The organism is Pseudomonas sp. HMSC08G10, from assembly GCF_001808425.1.
GTDB lineage: Bacteria > Pseudomonadota > Gammaproteobacteria > Pseudomonadales > Pseudomonadaceae > Aquipseudomonas > Aquipseudomonas guariconensis.
This window is the reverse complement of sequence record NZ_KV793332.1, coordinates 145,188-164,397: the sequence shown is the minus strand read 5'-3', so window position 1 is coordinate 164,397 and position 19,210 is coordinate 145,188. Positions and strand designations below refer to the sequence as shown.

Sequence of the window (19,210 nt, the reverse complement as noted above, 5' to 3'; positions counted from 1 at the left end):
CACCCGCCGCTGGGCGTACCCGAGCGTGCCAGTTATAATCAGCCGATTTCCCCTTCGCCAAGACACCGAGCCCATGACTGAGTCCGTTCTTGACTACATGACCCGCCTGGGTCGCGCCGCCCGTGAGGCCTCGCGCGTGATCGGCCGTGCCAGCACCGCGCAGAAGAACCGCGCCCTGCAGGCCGCCGCAGACGCCCTGGATGCCGCCCGTGCCGAGCTGACAGCAGCCAATGAACAGGACCTGGCCAATGGCCGCGCCAATGGCCTGGAGCCGGCATTGCTGGATCGCCTGGCCCTGACCCCGGCGCGCATCGACGGCATGATCACCGGCCTGCGCCAGGTGGCCAGCCTGCCGGATCCGGTCGGTGCCATCCGAGACATGAGCTACCGCCCGTCGGGCATCCAGGTCGGCAAGATGCGCGTGCCGCTGGGCGTGATTGGGATCATCTACGAGTCGCGCCCGAACGTGACGATCGACGCCGCCAGCCTGTGCCTGAAGTCCGGCAACGCCACCATCTTGCGTGGCGGCTCCGAAGCCATTCATTCCAACCGCGCAATCGCCGCCTGCATCCAGCAGGGCCTGGCCGAGGCCGGCTTGCCGGCGGCCGTGGTCCAAGTGGTCGAGACCACCGACCGCGCGGCCGTGGGCGCGCTGATCAGCATGCCTGAGTTTGTCGATGTGATCGTGCCGCGTGGCGGTCGTGGCCTGATCGAACGCATCAGTCGCGATGCCCGGGTACCGGTGATCAAGCACCTGGACGGCATCTGCCACGTCTATGTCGACCAACATGCAGACCTGGACAAGGCCTGGCGCGTCGCGTTCAACGCCAAGACCTATCGCTACGGCATCTGCGGCGCCATGGAAACCCTGCTGGTGGATGCCACTGTCGCCGAGGCATTCCTCCCGGAGATGGCCCGCCGCTTCCAGGAGAAGGGCGTCGAACTGCGCGGCTGCGAACGCACCCGAGCGATCATCGCAGCCACTCCGGCCAGCGAAGACGACTGGCACACCGAATACCTCGACGCGATCTTGTCGATCCGTGTCGTCGAAGGCCTGGACGCGGCCATCGAGCACATCAACCACTATGGCTCGCACCACACCGATTCGATCATCACCGAGCATCAGGGCCAGGCCCGGCGATTCATGGCCGAGGTCGATTCGGCCTCGGTGATGCTCAACGCCCCAACCTGCTTCGCCGATGGTTTCGAGTATGGCCTGGGCGCGGAGATTGGCATCTCCACCGACAAGCTGCACGCCCGCGGACCGGTCGGCCTGGAAGGGTTGACCTGCGAGAAGTACGTGGTGATCGGTGACGGCCAGCTGCGTGGCCAGGAGTCCTGCTGAGTTGAGCAAGGCCCAGGCAGTCCGGCGCATCGGCATTCTCGGCGGCACTTTCGACCCCGTGCACATCGGTCACCTGCGCAGCGCGCTGGAAGTGGCCGAGTTCATGGCGTTGGATGAGCTGCGCCTGTTGCCCAACGCCCGGCCACCGCACCGCGACACCCCGCAGGTGGCACCCCAGGACCGCCTGGCCATGGTGCGTTGCGCCGTGGCCGGGGTCGAGCGGCTGAGTGTGGATGCGCGGGAGCTTTCGCGGGACAAACCGTCTTACACCATCGATACATTGGAGTCGATCCGCGCCGAACTCGGCGCTGACGACCAGCTGTTCCTGGTGCTGGGTTGGGACGCATTCTGCGGACTGCCCAGCTGGCATCGCTGGGAAGAGCTGCTGCAACACTGTCACATCCTGGTGCTGCAACGCCCGGATGCCGATGTCGAACCCCCTGACGAGCTGCGCAACCTGCTGGCTGCGCGCTCGGAGAGCGATCCCACCGCCATGTCCGGCCCGGCGGGGCACATTTCGTTCGTCTGGCAGACGCCGCTCGCGGTGTCCGCCACGCAGATCCGACAGCTGCTGGCCAGCGGCAAGTCGGTACGGTTCCTGGTGCCGGACGCAGTACTGGCCTATATCGAGGCGCACGACCTTTACCGTGCGTCGCACTGACGGCGCCATCAGGCGCCTCATTCATGAATTGAACGAGTTTCTTATGAGCAAGCAGAAAATCAACGGCGAAGAGCTGGTCAACCTGGCCAAATCGGCTTTGGAAGACGTCAAGGCCCAGGACATCCAGGTCATCGACGTGCGTGAAAAGCACAGCCTGACCGACTACATGATCATCGCCACCGGTACTTCCAACCGGCAGATCAACGCGATGGCCGAAAAGGTCCGCGAGATCGTCAAGCTCCAGGGTGTGCAACCGCTGGGCGAAGAAGGCAAGGGCGACAGCGACTGGGTCCTGCTGGACCTCAACGACGTCATCGTGCACATGATGACTGCCGCTGCGCGTCAGTTCTACGACCTCGAGCGCCTGTGGCTGGGTGCCGAGCAGAGCCGCTCCGCCGATGGCAAGCACCACAGCCCGGAAAACGCTCACAGCTATTCCGAAAATCTCAAGGACCGGGGCTGAGGAAACGCTGTGCGCCTGCGCCTGATCGCGGTCGGCTCGCGCATGCCCCGCTGGGTCGAGGAAGGCTGGCATGAATATGCCAAGCGCCTGCCCCCGGAGCTGTCGCTGGAGCTGGTGGAGATTCCGCTGAATACCCGTGGCAAGAATGCCGACGTCGCCCGCCTGATTCGCCAGGAGGGAGAGGCCATGCTGGCCAAGGTTCAGCCCGGGGAACGCATCGTCACCCTCGAGGTCCATGGCAAGCCCTGGAGTACCGAGCAACTGGCGGGCGAGCTGGATCGTTGGCGCCTGGATGCGCGTACGGTCAATCTCATGGTGGGAGGCCCGGAAGGCCTGGCGCCGGAGGTCTGCGCACGCGCCGAACAGCGTTGGTCGCTGTCGCCACTGACCCTGCCGCACCCGTTGGTAAGGATACTGATCGGCGAGCAGATCTATCGCGCCTGGACCGTACTGTCCGGGCACCCCTACCACAAATGAGCCTGTAAGCCCGTCCGATGTCGCAGCCGATTCGTCTGAAGGACCATGAGAAAGACGCCCGCCTGGTGCGCAGCCGCGTCGTGGTCGGCGCGGTGGCGGTCGTGCTGCTGGTGTGCGTCCTGATCGCCCGGCTCTACTACCTGCAGGTCATCCAGTACGACTACCACTCCACACTTTCGGAAAACAACCGGGTGCACGTGCAGCCGATCCCGCCGACCCGCGGGCTGATTTTCGACCGCAACGGGGTGATCGTCGCTGACAACCGTCCCAGCTTCAGCCTCACCATGACCCGTGAACGCTCAGGTGACTGGCGCCAGGTGCTCGACACCATCGTCGAGGTGCTGGAGCTGACGCCTGATGACCGGGCCCTGTTCGAAAAGCGCATGAAGCAGGGGCGCAGGCCATTCGAGCCGGTGCCTATCCTGTTCGAACTCAACGAAGAGCAGATCGCCCGCATTGCGGTAAACCAGTTCCGTCTGCCGGGTGTGGACGTGGCGGCGCAGCTGGTGCGCCATTACCCACAGGGCGCGCATTTCGCCCATTCGGTGGGCTATGTCGGGCGCATCAACGAGAAGGAGCTCAAGAGCCTCGACCCGGTCAACTACAGCGGCACCCACCATATCGGCAAGACCGGCATCGAGCGCTTCTACGAGGCCGAGCTGCACGGCCAGGTGGGCTACGAGGAGGTCGAGACCAATGCCCGAGGCCGGGTTCTGCGGGTGCTCAAGCGCACCGACCCTGAGCCTGGCAAGGACATCGTGCTGAGCCTTGACATCAAGCTGCAGGAGGCTGCCGAAGCTGCCTTGGGCGGACGTCGCGGCGCGCTGGTGGCCTTGGATCCGCGTACTGGCGAGGTGCTGGCGATGGTCAGCCAGCCGAGTTTCGATCCCAACTTGTTCGTCACCGGCATCAGCTTCAAGGCCTATGCCGAGCTGCGTGACTCGATCGATCGGCCGCTGTTCAACCGTGTCTTGCGCGGGCTCTATCCGCCCGGCTCGACCATCAAGCCGGCAGTGGCCATCGCCGGGCTGGACAGCGGTGTGGTGACCGCGAGCAGCCGGGTTTTCGACCCCGGCTACTACCAATTGCCCAACTACGACCACAAGTACCGCAACTGGAACCGGACCGGTGACGGCTGGGTCGATCTGGACACCGCAATCATGCGCTCCAACGACACTTACTTCTACGATCTTGCCCACAAGATGGGTATCGATCGCCTGTCCAGCTACATGAACAAGTTCGGCATCGGCCAGAAGGTTTCCCTCGACATGTTCGAGGAGTCCCCCGGGCTGATGCCATCGCGTGAATGGAAGCGCGCCACCCGTCGCCAGGCCTGGTTCCCTGGCGAGACCCTGATCCTTGGGATCGGCCAGGGCTACATGCAGGCCACGCCGTTGCAACTGGCCCAGGCCACTGCGTTGATCGCCAACAAGGGCAAGTGGAACCGTCCGCACCTGGCCAAGACCATCGAAGGCAAGCCGCCGGTGGACGAGAACCCGATGGAAGATATCGTCCTGCGTGACAAGTCCGACTGGGCCAAGGTCACCCATGGCATGGAGCAGGTGATGCATGGCGCCCGGGGTACCGCCCGCAAGGCCGCGCTCGGCTCCCAGTACCGCATCGCCGGCAAGAGCGGCACCGCTCAGGTGGTGGCGATCAAGCAAGGCGAGAAATACGACCGCAACAAACTCCAGGAGCGCCACCGTGACCACGCCTTGTTCGTCGCCTTTGCCCCTGCCGAAGATCCGAAGATCGTGGTCTCGGTGATGGTCGAGAACGGCGAATCCGGCTCCGGCGTCGCAGCGCCTGTCGTGCGCCAGGTGATGGACGCCTGGCTGCTCGACGAGAGCGGCCGGCTCAAACCTGAATTCGCGCCTGCCACCGTTGTCCAGGAATCGGCCCAGTGAAGAACAATTTCGATCGCATGCTCTCCAGTGAGGACGTGATGCGTCGGCGCGCGAGCTTTCTGCAGCGCATCCATGTCGACGGCCCTTTGCTGGTCATCCTGCTGACCCTGGCGGCCGGCAGCCTGTTCGTCCTCTATTCGGCCAGTGGCAAGAACTGGGACTTGCTGCTCAAGCAGGCCACCTCGTTCGGCATCGGCCTGGTGTCGATGTTCGTCATCGCCCAGCTCGAGCCGCGCTTCATGGCGCGCTGGGTGCCCTTGGCCTATGTGGTCGGGGTGCTGCTGCTGGTAGTAGTGGACGTCATGGGGCACAACGCCATGGGGGCCACGCGCTGGATCAACATCCCGGGGGTGATCCGCTTCCAGCCCTCGGAATTCATGAAGATCATCATGCCGGCGACCATTGCCTGGTACCTGTCCAAGCGCACTTTGCCACCGCACCTCAAGCATGTGGCGATCAGCCTGGTGCTGATCGGCGTGCCGTTCATTCTCATCGTGCGCCAGCCGGACCTCGGGACTGCGCTGCTGATCCTGGCCTCGGGCGCCTTCGTGCTGTTCATGGGCGGCCTGCGCTGGCGCTGGATCATCAGCGTGATCGCCGCAGCGGTGCCGGTGGCGGTGGCGATGTGGTTCTTCGTCATGCACGACTACCAGAAGCAGCGGGTCCTGACCTTCCTCGACCCCGAGAGCGATCCATTGGGCACGGGCTGGAACATCATCCAGTCCAAGGCGGCGATCGGCTCGGGCGGTGTGTTCGGCAAAGGCTGGCTGCTGGGCACCCAGTCGCACCTGGATTTCCTCCCGGAAAGCCACACCGACTTCATCATCGCCGTGCTCGGCGAGGAGTTCGGTCTGGTCGGCATCTGCCTGTTGCTGTTGATTTACCTGTTGCTGATCGGTCGTGGGCTGGTGATCACCGCCCAGGCTCAGACATTGTTCGGCAAGTTGCTCGCAGGCAGCTTGACCATGACGTTCTTTGTATATGTATTCGTCAATATCGGTATGGTCAGTGGCCTTCTGCCCGTGGTTGGCGTGCCGCTGCCCTTCATTAGCTATGGCGGAACTTCGTTGGTGACGCTGCTGTCAGCGTTTGGCGTTCTGATGTCGATCCATACGCACCGCAAATGGATTGCACAGGTTTGAATAAGGTGAAGAATTTCATGCAAGTAGTGCGTGGCTGGGCTGCCCGTTGTGCGCCGTGGATTGGCGCGATGGGTTTGTTCGGCGCAGTCCAGCAGGCCAATGCCGGTGATTATGATGGCTCGCCCCAGGTGGCAGAGTTCGTCGGCGAAATGACCCGCGACTACGGCTTCGCCGGTGAGCAATTGATGGGCGTGTTCCGTGAGGTGCAGCGCAAGCAGTCGATTCTCGATGCGATCTCGCGTCCGGCCGAGCGGGTCAAGCCGTGGAAGGAATATCGCCCGATGTTCATCACCGACGCGCGCATTGCCCGTGGCGTGGACTTCTGGCGCCAGCACGAGCAGGCGTTGGCCCGCGCCGAGCAAGAATACGGTGTGCCGGCTCAGGTGATCGTCGCGATCATTGGCGTCGAAACCTTTTTCGGTCGCAATACCGGCAACTACCGGGTGATCGATGCCTTGTCGACCTTGGGCTTCGATTACCCGCCCCGGTCTGAGTTCTTCCGCAAGGAGCTGCGAGAGTTCCTCCTGCTGGCTCGTGAAGAGCAACTCGACCCGCTGACCCTGAAGGGTTCCTACGCCGGGGCCATGGGCCTGCCGCAGTTCATGCCCAGCAGCTTCCGCAGCTATGCCGTGGATTTCGACGGCGACGGCCACATCAATATCTGGAACAACCCCACCGATGCCATCGGCAGCGTCGCCAGTTACTTCAAGCGTCACGGTTGGGTGGCCGGTGAGCCGGTGGTCAGTCGCGCCCTGGTACTCGGCGAGCGCGCCGACGAGGGGCTGACCACGGGTATCGAGCCGGTCAAGACCGTCGGGGAGTTGCGAGCCCTGGGTTGGTCGAGTCATGATGCGCTGCGCGATGATCTGCCTGTGACCGCCTTCCGCCTGGAGGGCGACAATGGCCCTGAATACTGGATGGGCCTTAAGAATTTCTACGCGATCACGCGTTACAACCGCAGCGTGATGTACGCCATGGCGGTGCATCAGCTTTCGGAACAGCTGGTTCAAGCACGGGGCGTCAAGTAATGCGCGCAAAGATCTCTGTCAACACTCTCAAACTGCTGACCTGCATGACCGTCGCCGTGCTGCTGGTCAGCTGTTCGTCCAACCGACCGACTCAGCAGAGCGGCAATGTCGTTCGCTCCAAGCCAGGGTTGGACATCAATCGTGCCCACAAGGACGGTGCGCCCTGGTGGGACGTGGACGTCAACAAGATTCCCGATGCCACGCCGACCGTGCATACCGGTCCTTACAAAGCCAACCCCTACACCGTGCTGGGCAAGACCTACTACCCGATGCAGGACTCGCGCAACTACCGCGCCGAGGGGACGGCGTCGTGGTATGGCACCAAGTTCCATGGCCAGAACACCGCCAATGGCGAGCTCTACGACCTCTATGGCATGAGCGCGGCGCACAAGACCTTGCCGCTGCCTGCCTACGTGCGGGTGACCAACCTGGCCAACGGTCGCAGTGTGATCCTGCGCGTCAACGACCGCGGCCCGTTCTATTCCGACCGTATCATCGACCTTTCCTACGCGGCGGCGAAGAAGCTCGGCTACGCCGAGATCGGCACGGCGCACGTGCGCGTCGAAGGCATCGACCCGCAGCAGTGGTGGGCCCAGCGGGGCCAGCAGCCACCGATGGTGCTCAAGGAGCCCCAGGTCGCCCAGACCCAGGCGATTCCGGCCAACACCGGCCGGGTCGAGCAATGGACTCCGCCGCCGCAGCAACACGCGGCACCCGTCGTGCCGGTCCAGGTGGGCGGCAACAATGTGCCTGCCGGCAACGGTGGCAGCTTCCTGCAGGTGGGCGCCTTCGCCAACCCCGATGCCGCCGAGTTGTTGCGCGCCAAGCTGAGCACCATGGTCAGTGCGCCGGTGTTCATCAGCTCCATCGTGCGCAACCAGCAGACTCTGCACCGTGTGCGCCTTGGACCAATCAACAGCCAGGGCGAGATCCAGCAGGCCCAGGACAGCATTCGCCTGGCCAACCTGGGGCAGGCCAAGCTGGTCACTGCCGACTGAGCTATCCGAGCGGCTAGCGACCAGCGGCAAGCGCCAAGCTGAGAGGGGCTTGCCACTCAAGCTGTCGGTTTTGTCATGAATTGCCGGGCGCTCCCATGTACAATGTTGGCTTTTGCCCGCCGCGACACAAAGCCGCATTTCGCGGGCCAGGCCCATGGCCGCAAAACCAGCCTGACTGGCGCTGGGCACATGACGTGTCCCAGGGAACATCAGACCATTAGCGATTTTCGAGAGACGGATGAACATCACCAACCTTGCCAAACGACTTTGCCTGCCCGTTCTGCTGATGATCATGCCTGCTGCCTTCGCAGCAGAGCAGATGATGCCAGCGCCACCGCAACTGGCCGCGAAGTCCTATGTACTGATGGATGCGTCCAGCGGCAACGTGCTGGTCGAGAACAACGGTGACGAACGCCTGCCGCCGGCCAGCCTGACCAAGCTGATGACCGCCTACATCGCCACCCTGGATATCCGTCGTGGCCAGATCGGCGAGAACGACCCGGTCACCGTCAGCGAGAATGCCTGGCGCACCGGCGGCTCGCGTATGTTCATCAAGGTCGGCAGCCAGGTCAGCGTCAGCGACCTGCTGCACGGCATCATCATCCAGTCGGGCAACGACGCCTCCGTCGCCCTGGCCGAGCACATCGCCGGCAGCGAAGATGCCTTCGCCGACATGATGAACAAGACCGCCGCCGACCTGGGCATGAGCAACAGCCACTTCATGAACCCCACCGGCCTGCCGAACCCGGAGCACTATTCCTCGGCCCACGACATGGCCCTGCTGGCGCGCGCGATCATCGACGAAGATCCGGCCCACTATGCGATCTACTCGCAGAAGGAGTTCTACTGGAACAACATCAAGCAGCCGAACCGCAACCTGTTGCTGTGGCGTGACAAGACCGTCGACGGCCTGAAGACCGGCCACACCGACGAAGCCGGCTACTGCATGGTGGCTTCGGCCGTCCGCGACGGCCAGCGTCTGATCGCCGTGGTGTTCGGCACCAACAGCGAACAGTCCCGCGCCGCCGAGACCCAGAAACTGCTGACCTACGGCTTCCGCTTCTTCGAAACCCAGACCTTCTACCAGAAGGGCACCGAGCTGACCCAGTCCCCGGTCTGGAAAGGCGCCACCAGCCAGGTGAAGGCCGGCCTCGCCAACGACCTGACCCTGACTATGCCTAAAGGCCAATTGAAGCGCCTGCAAGCTTCGATGACCATGAACCCGCAACTGACCGCCCCGATCGCCAAAGGTGACGTGATCGGTAAAGTTGAAGTCAAACTGGACGAGAAAGTGGTTCACAGCGCCGACCTCATCGCCCTCGACGGCGTCGAGGAAGGTGGTTTCTTCCGCCGTATGTGGGATAGCATCCGTCTGTTCTTCTACGGGTTGTTCAACTGATACGTGACCTGCACGCCCCTGCGTATCCTGCAGGGGCGTTGTTGTTGCCACGGCTTACGAGGCCGTTTCCGCCATGAGCGAACCTGACGTCAAGTCGCACAAGATCGAATTCCCCTGCGACGATTACCCGATCAAGGTAATCGGCGATACCGTGGTCGGTTTCAAGGACACCGTGATCGAGATCCTGAGCAAGTATGCCAAGGTCGATCTGTCCACCCTGGCCGAGCGCCAGAGCAAGGAAGGCAAGTACACCACGGTGCAGTTGCACATCGTTGCCGAAAGCGAGAACCAGTTGCACGATATCAACAGCGCCCTGCGCGCGACCGGCATCGTTAAAATGGTGCTCTGATGCCTTCCTGCCTCGGTTTTCGCGATCTTGGCCTGCAGCCCTATGAACCGGTGCTGGAGGCCATGCGGCGCTTTACCGAGCAGCGCAGCCCGGACAGCCAGGACGAAATCTGGCTGGTCGAGCACCCCTCGGTCTTTACCCAGGGCCAGGCTGGCAAGGCCGAGCACCTGTTGGTCCCCGGCGACATCCCGGTGGTGCAGACCGACCGTGGCGGCCAGGTGACCTATCATGGCCCCGGCCAACTGGTGGCCTACCTGCTGCTGGATGTTCGTCGCCTGGGGTTTGGTGTACGCGAGCTGGTCAGCCGGATCGAGCACAGCCTGATCGACCTGCTGGCCAGTTATGACGTCCAGGCCGTGGCCAAGCCCGATGCGCCTGGCGTCTATGTCGATGGGGCGAAGATCGCCTCCCTCGGCCTTCGAATCCGCAATGGCCGTTCGTTCCACGGCCTTGCCCTGAACGTGGACATGGACCTTGCGCCATTCCGCCGAATCAACCCCTGTGGGTATGCGGGGCTGGCGATGACCCAGTTGCGTGACCTGGCAGGTCCGATCGAACTCTCCGAGGTCAGGACAAGGCTGCGCGGACAGCTGGTCAAGCACCTCGACTATGCTGAGCAGACGACCCTCACGGGCGGAATCGACTGAATATGACAACAACTGTGCAAGAAGCCGTGCCGAACCCGGTACCCACCCAGGACGCCGCCGCGCGTCCCGCGCCAAAGAAAGTCGAAGCAGGCGTGAAGCTGCGCGGTGCTGAAAAGGTCGCGCGTATCCCGGTCAAGATCATCCCTACCGAAGAGCTGCCGAAGAAGCCGGACTGGATTCGCGTGCGCATTCCGGTTTCCCCGGAGGTCGACCGCATCAAGCAACTGCTGCGCAAGCACAAGCTGCACAGCGTGTGCGAAGAAGCCTCCTGCCCGAACCTGGGCGAGTGCTTCTCTGGCGGCACCGCGACCTTCATGATCATGGGTGACATCTGCACCCGTCGCTGCCCATTCTGTGACGTCGGCCACGGCCGGCCGAAGCCGTTGGACCTCGACGAGCCTAAGAACCTGGCCGTGGCCATCGCCGACCTGCGCCTGAAGTACGTGGTCATCACCTCGGTGGACCGCGACGACCTGCGTGACGGCGGTGCTCAGCACTTCGCCGACTGCATCCGCGAAATCCGCGCCCTGTCGCCTGGCATCCAGCTGGAGACCCTGGTGCCGGACTACCGTGGTCGCATGGACGTTGCCCTGGAAATCACCGCCCAGGAGCCGCCGGATGTGTTCAACCACAACCTTGAGACCGTACCGCGCCTGTACAAGGCTGCGCGTCCAGGTTCGGACTACGACTGGTCGCTGGACTTGCTGCAGAAGTTCAAGCAGATGGTCCCGCATGTACCAACCAAGTCTGGCCTGATGCTCGGCCTTGGCGAGACCGACGAAGAAGTCATCGAAGTAATGCACCGCATGCGCGAGCATGACATCGACATGCTGACCCTGGGCCAGTACCTGCAGCCTTCGCGCAGCCACTTGCCGGTGCAACGTTTCGTGCACCCGGATACCTTCGCCTGGTTCGCCGAGGAAGGGTACAAGATGGGCTTCAAGAACGTTGCCTCCGGCCCGCTGGTGCGCTCTTCGTACCACGCCGACCAACAGGCCCACGAAGCCAAGATCAAGCTCTGAGCCTGGTTGAGTGATCGATGCCGATGCACGCCGGAAGGCGGCATCGGCATTTTTGTTTCCGAGAGCTGCCCCTGTACGTGCAAGGAGTTGTTCGATGAACTGCGTTGAAACCCTGGATGCATCTCTGCCTGCAGCGCTGCCCGGCAATGCCTGTTTTGCCATCGTCGCCCCGGCGGGCCCGGCCCGGCTGGACGGGCGCAAGGCAAGCCAGTGGTTTGCCGACCGAGGCTACCAGTGCCGCCTGTTTCCGGGCGTCGTTCAGGCCCAAGGCTATCTGGCCGGCCCAGACCAGCAGCGTCTGGATGACTTGCATGGGGCGTTTGCCGATCCTGAAATCGACGCCATCCTGTGCATGCGCGGTGGCTACGGCAGCATGCGGCTGTTGGATCGGCTCGATTTCGACCTGATCGGCCAACACCCCAAGCCGCTGATCGGCTACAGCGATATCACTGCCCTGCACACGGCGCTCCAGCGCCACGCTGGGCTCATCACCTTCCATGGCGGCATGCTCAATGCCGATCTGCTCGGCGCGAAGCAGGAGCCGACCGTCAGTTCGTTGTTCGATCAATTGCACGGCAAGGTCCACCAGGGTGATGCACTGGCCCATCCCGATGCCTATCCACTGACCTGCGTGATCCCTGGTATGGCCAGCGGGCGTTTACTGGGCGGCAATCTATCGGTGCTGTGTGCGACCTTGGGGACGGTGGGCGAGATCGACAGCCAGGGCTGTATCCTGTTCATCGAGGACGTCAACGAGCCGCTGTACCGTGTTGACCGGCTACTCACCCAATTGCGTCTTGCCGGCAAGCTGGATGGGATTCGCGGTGTGCTGGTGGGCGATTTTGCCGGAATCACCGTGCCGGCGATGGCGCCGCTGCTGAAGGATATCTTCGGGCCGTTGGGTATCCCGGTATTGGCGGGGTGGCGCAGTGGGCATTGTGATCCCAACCTGTGTCTGCCGCTGGGGGCCAGGGTGAGGCTGGACAGTCAGGCCATGCGGCTGTCATTGGAGCAGTCGTTGTTTGAACGATAAGGCCTGGGTGCTGGCCTTGAGGCTTGCATAGAAACCTGTGGGAGCGGGTGTACCCGCGCTCCCATAGGGCTACGCTCGTTGCCAGGTTAGCGACGACGCAGGCTGTCGAGCAGCTTGTGGGTCGGGTACCCATCTGCCGGCCAACCCAGCGCCTGCTGGGCATTGCGGATGGCCTTGCGGGTATTGGCTCCGATGATGCCGTCGGCATTGCCAGCCTCGTGGCCGCTGGCGTTGAGCAGATCCTGCAGTTCGATGCGCTCGCTACGGCTCAGCGGCAGATCGTCCTTGGGCCAACTGCCGGCGATGAAGCCCCAGCCATAGAAGCGATCACCCAGCAGACTGACCGCCAGGGCGTAGGACGAGGAATTGTTGTACTTCAGGATCGCTCGGAAGTTGTCCAGCACCAGGAACGCTGGGCCACGAGCCCCTGCCGGCAGCAGCAGGGCGGCGGACAGCTGGCTGCTGCCTGCAGGCAGCTGGGTGCCGGCTGGCAGTTTTACGCCCAGTTGCAGCCATTCACTGACGCTCTTGCGCTGCACGCCATCGGCCAGCCAATAGTCGAAGCCTGCGGGCACTTGGACTTCGAAGCCCCACGGCTGCCCACGTTTCCAGCCCGAGCTTTGCAGGTAGTGGGCGGTGGATGCCAGGGCATCGGCTGTGCTGTTCCAGATATCACGACGGCCATCGCCGTCGAAGTCCACCGCGTGGGTGTTATAGGTGGTCGGAATGAACTGGGTCTGGCCCATGGCGCCGGCCCAGGAGCCGCGCATGGCCTCGGGCTGGATGTCGCCGTTCTGCAGGATCTGCAGGGCGGCAATCAGTTGGTCCTGGGCGAAGGTCGGACGACGGCCTTCGTAGGCCAGGGTGGCCAGGGAGCGGATCACTGATTTGTTGCCCTGGAACTGGCCGAAGTTGCTTTCCATGCCCCAGACCGATACCAGCACCTGGCGGTCGACGCCATAGCGCTGCTCGATGCGCGACAACAACTCGGCATGTTGCTCGAGCAGCTTCTTGCCGTTGCGCACACGCAGCGGCGACAGGGCTCCGTCGAGGTATTCCCACACCGGGCGGGCGAATTCGGGTTGGCTGCGGTCGGCCTTGATCACGTCCATGTCGGGTGTGACGCCTAGGAAGGCGCGATCGAAGGTGTTGGCACTGATGCCGGCTTGCAAGGCCTGCTGGCGGAAGCCTGCCTGCCATTGGGCGAAGGTTTGCAGTGGCTGGATGTCGTTGCTGGTGTCAGGCGTGGCGCCCGGCAGGGACACGTTCGGCGCAGGCTGCGCGGGGGCCAGCGGCAAGGCGTCGGCGGCGGTGGGTTTTTCCGCACAGGCGACGAGCAGGATGAAGCTGGAGGCTGCGATCAGCTGGCGAGACGGCCAGCGCAGGGACAGACGAAAGGGCATGCACAGATCCAGAATTGCGGTTCAGGTGCCGACCATATCATGACTGGGGGGTTCCTGCCTTCATGCGGCCAAAAAGCAAGAAGCCTCCCAATCTCTCGATTGGAAGGCTTCGCGGCGGTAGCTGCCTTTGCCCTTGTTCGGTCGTTCCTGGCGGCAGTGGAACAGTGGCTGGGCGATGATGGACTTGGCCTTGTTCGGCCCGTGCTTCTTCGGCTTCTTGCTCATGGCGATACCCCGGTTGGGTGGATGTCGGGGCGGACTGTAAGACCAGGGTAGGGCAGGAGCCAATTGATTGTATTTATGGGCAGATAGGGGCTGTCTTGCAGACTTTTTTCAGCCCATTGCTGGCTTCGCCAGCCCCTACAGGAATAGTGCAGATGGCTTACTCGCCAGGCAACGCCAGGCGTTGCCCGGCCATCAGCAGCGCCAGCCGCGCCAGCCCCGTCCAGGGGGAACCTTCGGCCTGACCCTTGATCTGGGCGTCGATGCGCTGAGCATCCTGCAGTAACTGCGCCCAACGCTGCGCGGACAGGCGCTGGAGAGCTTTGCTGACCAGTGGTCGGCGTTTATCCCACACAGGTGGTCGTGCCTGGCTGAAGGCCTTGTCCAGCGGCACGCCTTGGCTGAATTGCTGGGCAAGCCCAGCCAGCAGGCGCAACTCGCGCGCCAGGGCCCAGAGGATGACTGGTGGCTCGACCCCTTCGCCGCGCAAGCCTTCCAGCATGCGCAGGGCGTGGGCCGCCTCGCCGTTGAGGATGGCATCGACCAGCCCAAACACGTCGAAGCGAGCGCTGTCGGCTACGGCGGCCTGCACGGTTTCCACCGTGATCTGGTTGCCTTCGGCCAACAACTTGAGTTTTTCGATCTCTTGGGCGGCGGCCAGGAGGTTGCCTTCGACCCGCGCGGCAATCAGGTCGACCGCGTCACGTTGGGCGGACAGTCCGGCCTGGGACAGGCGCTGGTTGATCCACTGTGGCAGTTGCTGCGCGTCGACTGGCCAGATCTGGATGAATTGGCAGTGCTGGCCTTCGATCAGCGCCTTGCCCCACTTGGTCTTCTGCGCGCTGCCGTCGAGTTTGGGCAGGCTGACCAGCAGTAATGTGTCCTCGGCCGGGTTGGCGCAGTACTCCATTAACGCGGCAGCGCCCTTGTCGCCGGGCTTGCCCGATGGTAGGCGCAGCTCCAGCAAGCGCCTTTGGGCGAACAAGGAAAGGCTGGCGCCGGCCTGGAGCAGAGTGCCCCAGTCGAAATTGGCGTCGGCACTGAACACCTGGCGTTCGTCGAAGCCCTGCTGGCGAGCCGCGGTACGGATGGCGTCGGCGGCTTCCTGACAAAGCAGCGGATCGTCGCCGCTGACCACGTAGACCGGGGCCAGGGCACCTTGCAGGTGTTTGTTGAGTTGGGCGGGGGAGAGCTTCATGATGGATGCGGGGGCACCCGAAGGTGCCCCGTTCGGCCTCGGTCAGTTGGCCGGAACTTCCATTGGGGATTGCTGCGGCGTTTCGTCCTGCTGGCGGCGGGCCGCTTCCTGGGCCTGGGCTTCGGCCTTGGCGCGTTCTTCTGCTTCGCGCTGCAGCTCGTCCAGGTGGCCCGGGGTCAGCATTTGCAGGCGAACGAGCATGGTCTGGACCAGATCGCGGCGCATTTCTTCGCGGGCTTGGGTGGCTTCCTGGTCGGAGCCTGTGATGTTGTCGCCGTCATGCACGTAGATCTTGCGCACTTCGACCTTGTCGCTCAGCAGCGGGATGTCGTTCAGGCCCAGCATGCTGTAATTGAGCACGGTGGTGAGTTCGTATTCGACCGACCGGTTGCCGCCGCTATAGGTGGCGGCGCGCTGGGTTTGCTGCTCGTCGGTCAGCACCAGGCGGTAGGGGGCGCCTGAGTGGACATTGACGCCGTTGCGCTTGAGGGATTCGCGCAGCTCGGTCACGGTCTCGCCATAAGCATTGCGCGCGCGCAGGTCCATTTCCTTGATGCTCAGCTCGGTGGTGCCGGTGCCGCGCAGCTGGAAACCGCAGGCGCTGAGCACGACGGCCAGGCCCATTACCAGCAGATTGCGTTTGATCATGTTGTAGCTCCCTTGTGGGCCAATTCCGCCCGCCCGCAACATGCGCGGGCGGGCGTTGCCATCAGTTGGCGACGATGTTGACCAGCTTGCCCGGCACCACGATGACCTTGCGGATGGTCAGGCCATCGATGAAGCGCAGGACGTTCTCGTTGCTGCGGGCGGCGGCTTCGATCTCTTCACGGCTGGCGCTGGCGGGCATTTCGACCTGGCCACGCAGCTTGCCGTTGACCTGGACCACCAGAGTGATGCTGTCCTGGACCAAGGCGCTTTCGTCGACGCTTGGCCAAGTGGCATCGATCACGGCCTGGTCGTGACCCAGGTGCTTCCACAGCTCATGGCTGATGTGCGGCGTGATCGGGGCCAGCAGCAAGGTGACGGCTTCCAGGCCTTCGTGCAGCAGGGCGCGGTCCTGCTCGGTGGCTTGCGGGGCTTTTTCCAGCACGTTCATCACGGTCATCACCTGGGCGATGGCGGTGTTGAACTTGTGGAACTGGCCCACGTCGGTGCTGGCCTGCTTGATGGCGGCATGGATGGCGCGGCGGATGGTTTTCTGCGCATCGTCCAGTACGGCGACGTCCAGCTTGCCCGGCAGGCCCTGGCTCACGTGGGCCTGGGCCAGGCGCCATACGCGGCGCAGGAAGCGGCTGGCACCCTCGACGCCGGAGTCGGACCACTCCAGGCTCATGTCGGGCGGCGAGGCGAACATCATGAACAGACGGCAGGTGTCGGCGCCGTAGGCGTCGATCATGGCCTGTGGATCCACGCCGTTGTTCTTGGACTTGGACATCTTCTCGGTACCGCCGATTTCCACCGGCAGGCCATCGGTCTTCAGGCGGGCACCGATGATCTTGGCCTTGGCGTCACGCTCGACCTCGACGTCCGCCGGGTTGAACCAATCCTTGCCGCCGTTGCTGGCGGTACGGTAGTAGGTCTCGGCGACCACCATGCCCTGGGTCAGCAGGTTCTTGAACGGCTCGTTGGAAGTGACCAGGCCTTCGTCGCGCATCAGCTTGTGGAAGAAGCGCGCATACAGCAGGTGAAGGATGGCGTGCTCGATACCGCCAATGTACTGATCGACCGGCAGCCAGTGGTTGGCCGCTTTCGGGTCGACCATGCCGCCTTCGTAGTTTGGCGAGGCGTAGCGGGCGAAGTACCAGGACGACTCGACGAAAGTGTCCATGGTGTCGGTTTCGCGCTTGGCCGCGGCGCCGCATTTCGGGCAGCTGCATTCGTAGAATTCAGGCATGCGCGCCAGTGGCGAGCCGGCGCCGTCCGGCACCACGTTTTCGGGCAGGGTGACCGGCAATTGGTCTTCCGGTACCGGCACATCGCCGCAGGTCGGGCAGTGGATGATCGGGATCGGGCAGCCCCAGTAGCGCTGGCGGCTGATGCCCCAGTCGCGCAGGCGGAACTGGGTACGCGATTTGCCCAGCTGCTTGCGGATCAGGGCGGCTTCGATGGCGTCGAAGGCGCCTTCGAAATCCAGGCCGTCGAACTCGCCGGAGTTGATCAGCTGGCCGTGCTCGCCGTAGGCGGCCAGCCACTCGCTGCCCACGTCGTCGCCGGCGCTGGTGCGGACCACAGCCTTGAGCGGCAGGTTGTACTTGTGGGCGAACTCGAAGTCACGCTCATCGTGGGCCGGAACAGCCATCACGGCGCCATCGCCATAGTGCATCAGCACGTAGTTGGCGACCCAGACCGGGAGCTTCTCGCCGGTCAGCGGGTGCTGGACGAGCAGGGAAGTGGGCATGCCCTTCTTCTCCTGAGTGGCCATGTCGGCCTCGGCGACGCTACCGCTCTTGCATTCATCGATGAACGCCTGCAGTGCCGGGTTGCCCTGGGCGGCCTGGGTGGCCAACGGGTGCTCGGCGGCGACCGCGACGTAGGTCGCGCCCATCAGGGTGTCCGGACGGGTGGTGAAGACCTTGAGGGTGCCTTCGTGGCCGACGCTCGCCTGGTCGTAGGGGAACTGCACTTCCATGCCGCGGGATTTGCCGATCCAGTTACGCTGCATGGTCTTGACCTGCTCAGGCCAGCCCGGCAGCTCGTCGAGGCTTTCAAGCAGCTCGTCGGCGTAGTCGGTGATGCGGAAGTAGTACATCGGGATTTCGCGCTTCTCGATCAGCGCGCCCGAACGCCAGCCGCGGCCGTCGATGACTTGCTCGTTGGCCAGTACGGTCTGGTCGACCGGGTCCCAGTTGACAGTGCCGTTCTTACGGTAGATGACGCCTTTTTCGAACAGGCGGGTGAACAGCCACTGTTCCCAGCGGTAGTAGTCCGGCTTGCAGGTGGTGACTTCACGCGACCAGTCGATCGCCAGGCCCAGGCTCTTGAGCTGGGACTTCATGTAGTCGATGTTTTCGTACGTCCACTTGGCCGGGGCGACGTTGTTCTTCATCGCGGCGTTTTCGGCCGGCATGCCGAACGCATCCCAACCCATTGGCTGCAGGACGTTCTTGCCCTGCATGCGCTGGTAACGGGCGATCACGTCACCAATGGTGTAGTTGCGCACGTGGCCCATGTGTAGCTTGCCGCTCGGGTACGGGAACATCGACAGGCAATAGTAGGTGTCCTTGCCTGGCTGTTCGGTGACAGCGAACGATTGTTGCTCGTCCCAGAAGGTCTGGGCGGCGGCTTCTATATCACGGGGCGTGTATTGTTCGTGCATGGCTACTTTGTGCTGAGAGAGATAAGGACCCTGTTTCCAGGCAGCGCAACCTCGCTGCGTCCGGCACTGCGGTGTCGTTGGAGTGAACGCCGTAGCATACATGAGCGCCGCGCATCGTGGGAAACCTTGAATGCGGCTCCGGGGCCGTTGGTCGCGGCACCGGGCTGCTTTTCAGAGTGACGCTAAGCTCATCTTTGGGGGAGATATTCTTATCTTCAATGAGGTGAACGGATGGGAGAGTCGCAGCTACCCGCAATCAAACCGGAGCTATACGAACGCTTGATCGACCGCCTGGGCTTGGCACTCGAAGTGGCCAGGACCTCCGTACGATTACGCGACGAGATGCCAGCTGAACTGGAACTGCGTGGCCTGAGCCACGCCGAGTTCGAAGTGATCAAGGCCTACCTGGAAACCCTCCCGGAAGGTCGTTTCGCCAGCGCCGGTGCTTATCAGCAACCGGAGCCGACGTCGGCGAAGATCGTCTGGCTCAAGGACAAGAAACGCCCCGCCACCACGGCGAGATCCCGGACGCTGTCCCGCTAGCCGTTCTGGATTCCAGGCGCAGACCGTCGTGCGCCGGTACTCAACTTAAACTGCTTA

19 protein-coding genes are annotated in these 19,210 nt (G+C 63.3%); 14 read left to right on the top strand and 5 right to left on the bottom strand.

Annotated elements, in window-relative coordinates:
* The first annotated feature begins 73 nt into the window (after positions 1–73).
* The 13 genes from HMPREF3173_RS21845 (at position 74) to HMPREF3173_RS21785 (ending at position 12,471) form a co-directional block, all read left to right on the top strand.
* Positions 74–1,345, top strand: coding sequence for a glutamate-5-semialdehyde dehydrogenase (locus tag HMPREF3173_RS21845; RefSeq protein ID WP_070576654.1), 1,272 nt, complete (start codon positions 74–76; stop codon positions 1,343–1,345).
* 1 nt (position 1,346) lies between these two features.
* Positions 1,347–2,006, top strand: coding sequence for a nicotinate-nucleotide adenylyltransferase (gene nadD, locus HMPREF3173_RS21840; protein ID WP_043211166.1), 660 nt, complete (start codon positions 1,347–1,349; stop codon positions 2,004–2,006).
* Between the two features lie 43 nt (positions 2,007–2,049).
* A complete protein-coding gene (gene rsfS, locus HMPREF3173_RS21835; RefSeq protein WP_043211169.1) occupies positions 2,050–2,469 on the top strand; it encodes a ribosome silencing factor in 420 nt (139 codons plus the stop codon).
* Between the two features lie 9 nt (positions 2,470–2,478).
* The gene (gene rlmH, locus HMPREF3173_RS21830; protein WP_043211172.1) at positions 2,479–2,946 is read left to right on the top strand and encodes a 23S rRNA (pseudouridine(1915)-N(3))-methyltransferase RlmH; all 468 of its coding nucleotides are present in this window, start codon (positions 2,479–2,481) and stop codon (positions 2,944–2,946) included.
* A 17-nt stretch (positions 2,947–2,963) separates the two neighbouring features.
* Positions 2,964–4,853, top strand: a complete 1,890-nt coding sequence (gene mrdA, locus HMPREF3173_RS21825) for a penicillin-binding protein 2 (protein ID WP_070576651.1) — start codon at positions 2,964–2,966, stop codon at positions 4,851–4,853.
* 38 nt (positions 4,854–4,891) lie between these two features.
* Positions 4,892–5,995, top strand: coding sequence for a rod shape-determining protein RodA (gene rodA / locus HMPREF3173_RS21820; protein WP_052352461.1), 1,104 nt, complete (start codon positions 4,892–4,894; stop codon positions 5,993–5,995).
* Between the two features lie 5 nt (positions 5,996–6,000).
* Entirely contained in the window at positions 6,001–7,023 is a 1,023-nt protein-coding gene (gene mltB / locus HMPREF3173_RS21815; protein WP_371906709.1) for a lytic murein transglycosylase B, read from the top strand.
* Positions 7,023–8,021 (top strand): septal ring lytic transglycosylase RlpA family protein, encoded by a 999-nt coding sequence (locus tag HMPREF3173_RS21810; RefSeq protein WP_070576645.1) that lies wholly within the window; start codon positions 7,023–7,025, stop codon positions 8,019–8,021. Before mltB ends, HMPREF3173_RS21810 begins: the two co-directional genes overlap by 1 nt.
* Before the next feature lie 238 nt (positions 8,022–8,259).
* A complete protein-coding gene (locus HMPREF3173_RS21805; protein WP_043211181.1) occupies positions 8,260–9,420 on the top strand; it encodes a D-alanyl-D-alanine carboxypeptidase family protein in 1,161 nt (386 codons plus the stop codon).
* 73 nt (positions 9,421–9,493) lie between these two features.
* Positions 9,494–9,769 carry a DUF493 domain-containing protein gene (locus HMPREF3173_RS21800; protein WP_043211184.1) on the top strand — a complete coding sequence of 92 codons (276 nt, stop codon included), beginning with the start codon at positions 9,494–9,496 and terminating at the stop codon, positions 9,767–9,769.
* A complete protein-coding gene (gene lipB / locus HMPREF3173_RS21795) occupies positions 9,769–10,416 on the top strand; it encodes a lipoyl(octanoyl) transferase LipB (RefSeq protein ID WP_070576642.1) in 648 nt (215 codons plus the stop codon). Before HMPREF3173_RS21800 ends, lipB begins: the two co-directional genes overlap by 1 nt.
* A gap of 2 nt (positions 10,417–10,418) precedes the next feature.
* Positions 10,419–11,438 (top strand): lipoyl synthase, encoded by a 1,020-nt coding sequence (gene lipA, locus HMPREF3173_RS21790; protein WP_043211188.1) that lies wholly within the window; start codon positions 10,419–10,421, stop codon positions 11,436–11,438.
* A gap of 94 nt (positions 11,439–11,532) precedes the next feature.
* Positions 11,533–12,471, top strand: a complete 939-nt coding sequence (locus tag HMPREF3173_RS21785) for a S66 peptidase family protein (RefSeq protein WP_070576640.1) — start codon at positions 11,533–11,535, stop codon at positions 12,469–12,471.
* Between the two features lie 86 nt (positions 12,472–12,557).
* Here the strand turns inward: HMPREF3173_RS21785 and HMPREF3173_RS21780 are convergent, their stop codons facing one another.
* The 5 genes from HMPREF3173_RS21780 to leuS all read right to left on the bottom strand — a co-directional run bounded on the left by HMPREF3173_RS21780 (position 12,558) and on the right by leuS (position 18,610).
* Entirely contained in the window at positions 12,558–13,874 is a 1,317-nt protein-coding gene (locus HMPREF3173_RS21780; protein ID WP_070576637.1) for a lytic murein transglycosylase, read from the bottom strand.
* A gap of 60 nt (positions 13,875–13,934) precedes the next feature.
* The gene (arfA, locus tag HMPREF3173_RS21775) at positions 13,935–14,099 is read right to left on the bottom strand and encodes an alternative ribosome rescue factor ArfA (RefSeq protein WP_070576634.1); all 165 of its coding nucleotides are present in this window, start codon (positions 14,097–14,099) and stop codon (positions 13,935–13,937) included.
* Positions 14,100–14,256: 157 nt separating this feature from the next.
* Entirely contained in the window at positions 14,257–15,294 is a 1,038-nt protein-coding gene (holA, locus tag HMPREF3173_RS21770) for a DNA polymerase III subunit delta (protein WP_043211196.1), read from the bottom strand.
* A 42-nt stretch (positions 15,295–15,336) separates the two neighbouring features.
* Positions 15,337–15,942: an LPS-assembly lipoprotein LptE gene (gene lptE / locus HMPREF3173_RS21765; protein WP_070576630.1), complete on the bottom strand. Its 606-nt coding sequence runs from the start codon at positions 15,940–15,942 to the stop codon at positions 15,337–15,339.
* Positions 15,943–16,003: 61 nt separating this feature from the next.
* Positions 16,004–18,610, bottom strand: coding sequence for a leucine--tRNA ligase (gene leuS / locus HMPREF3173_RS21760; RefSeq protein ID WP_070576626.1), 2,607 nt, complete (start codon positions 18,608–18,610; stop codon positions 16,004–16,006).
* A 231-nt stretch (positions 18,611–18,841) separates the two neighbouring features.
* On the opposite strand from leuS, the gene HMPREF3173_RS21755 reads away from it, so the two are divergent.
* On the top strand, positions 18,842–19,153 hold the full coding sequence (locus HMPREF3173_RS21755; protein WP_043211202.1) for a hypothetical protein: 312 nt from the start codon (positions 18,842–18,844) through the stop codon (positions 19,151–19,153).
* The last annotated feature ends 57 nt before the right edge of the window (positions 19,154–19,210 follow it).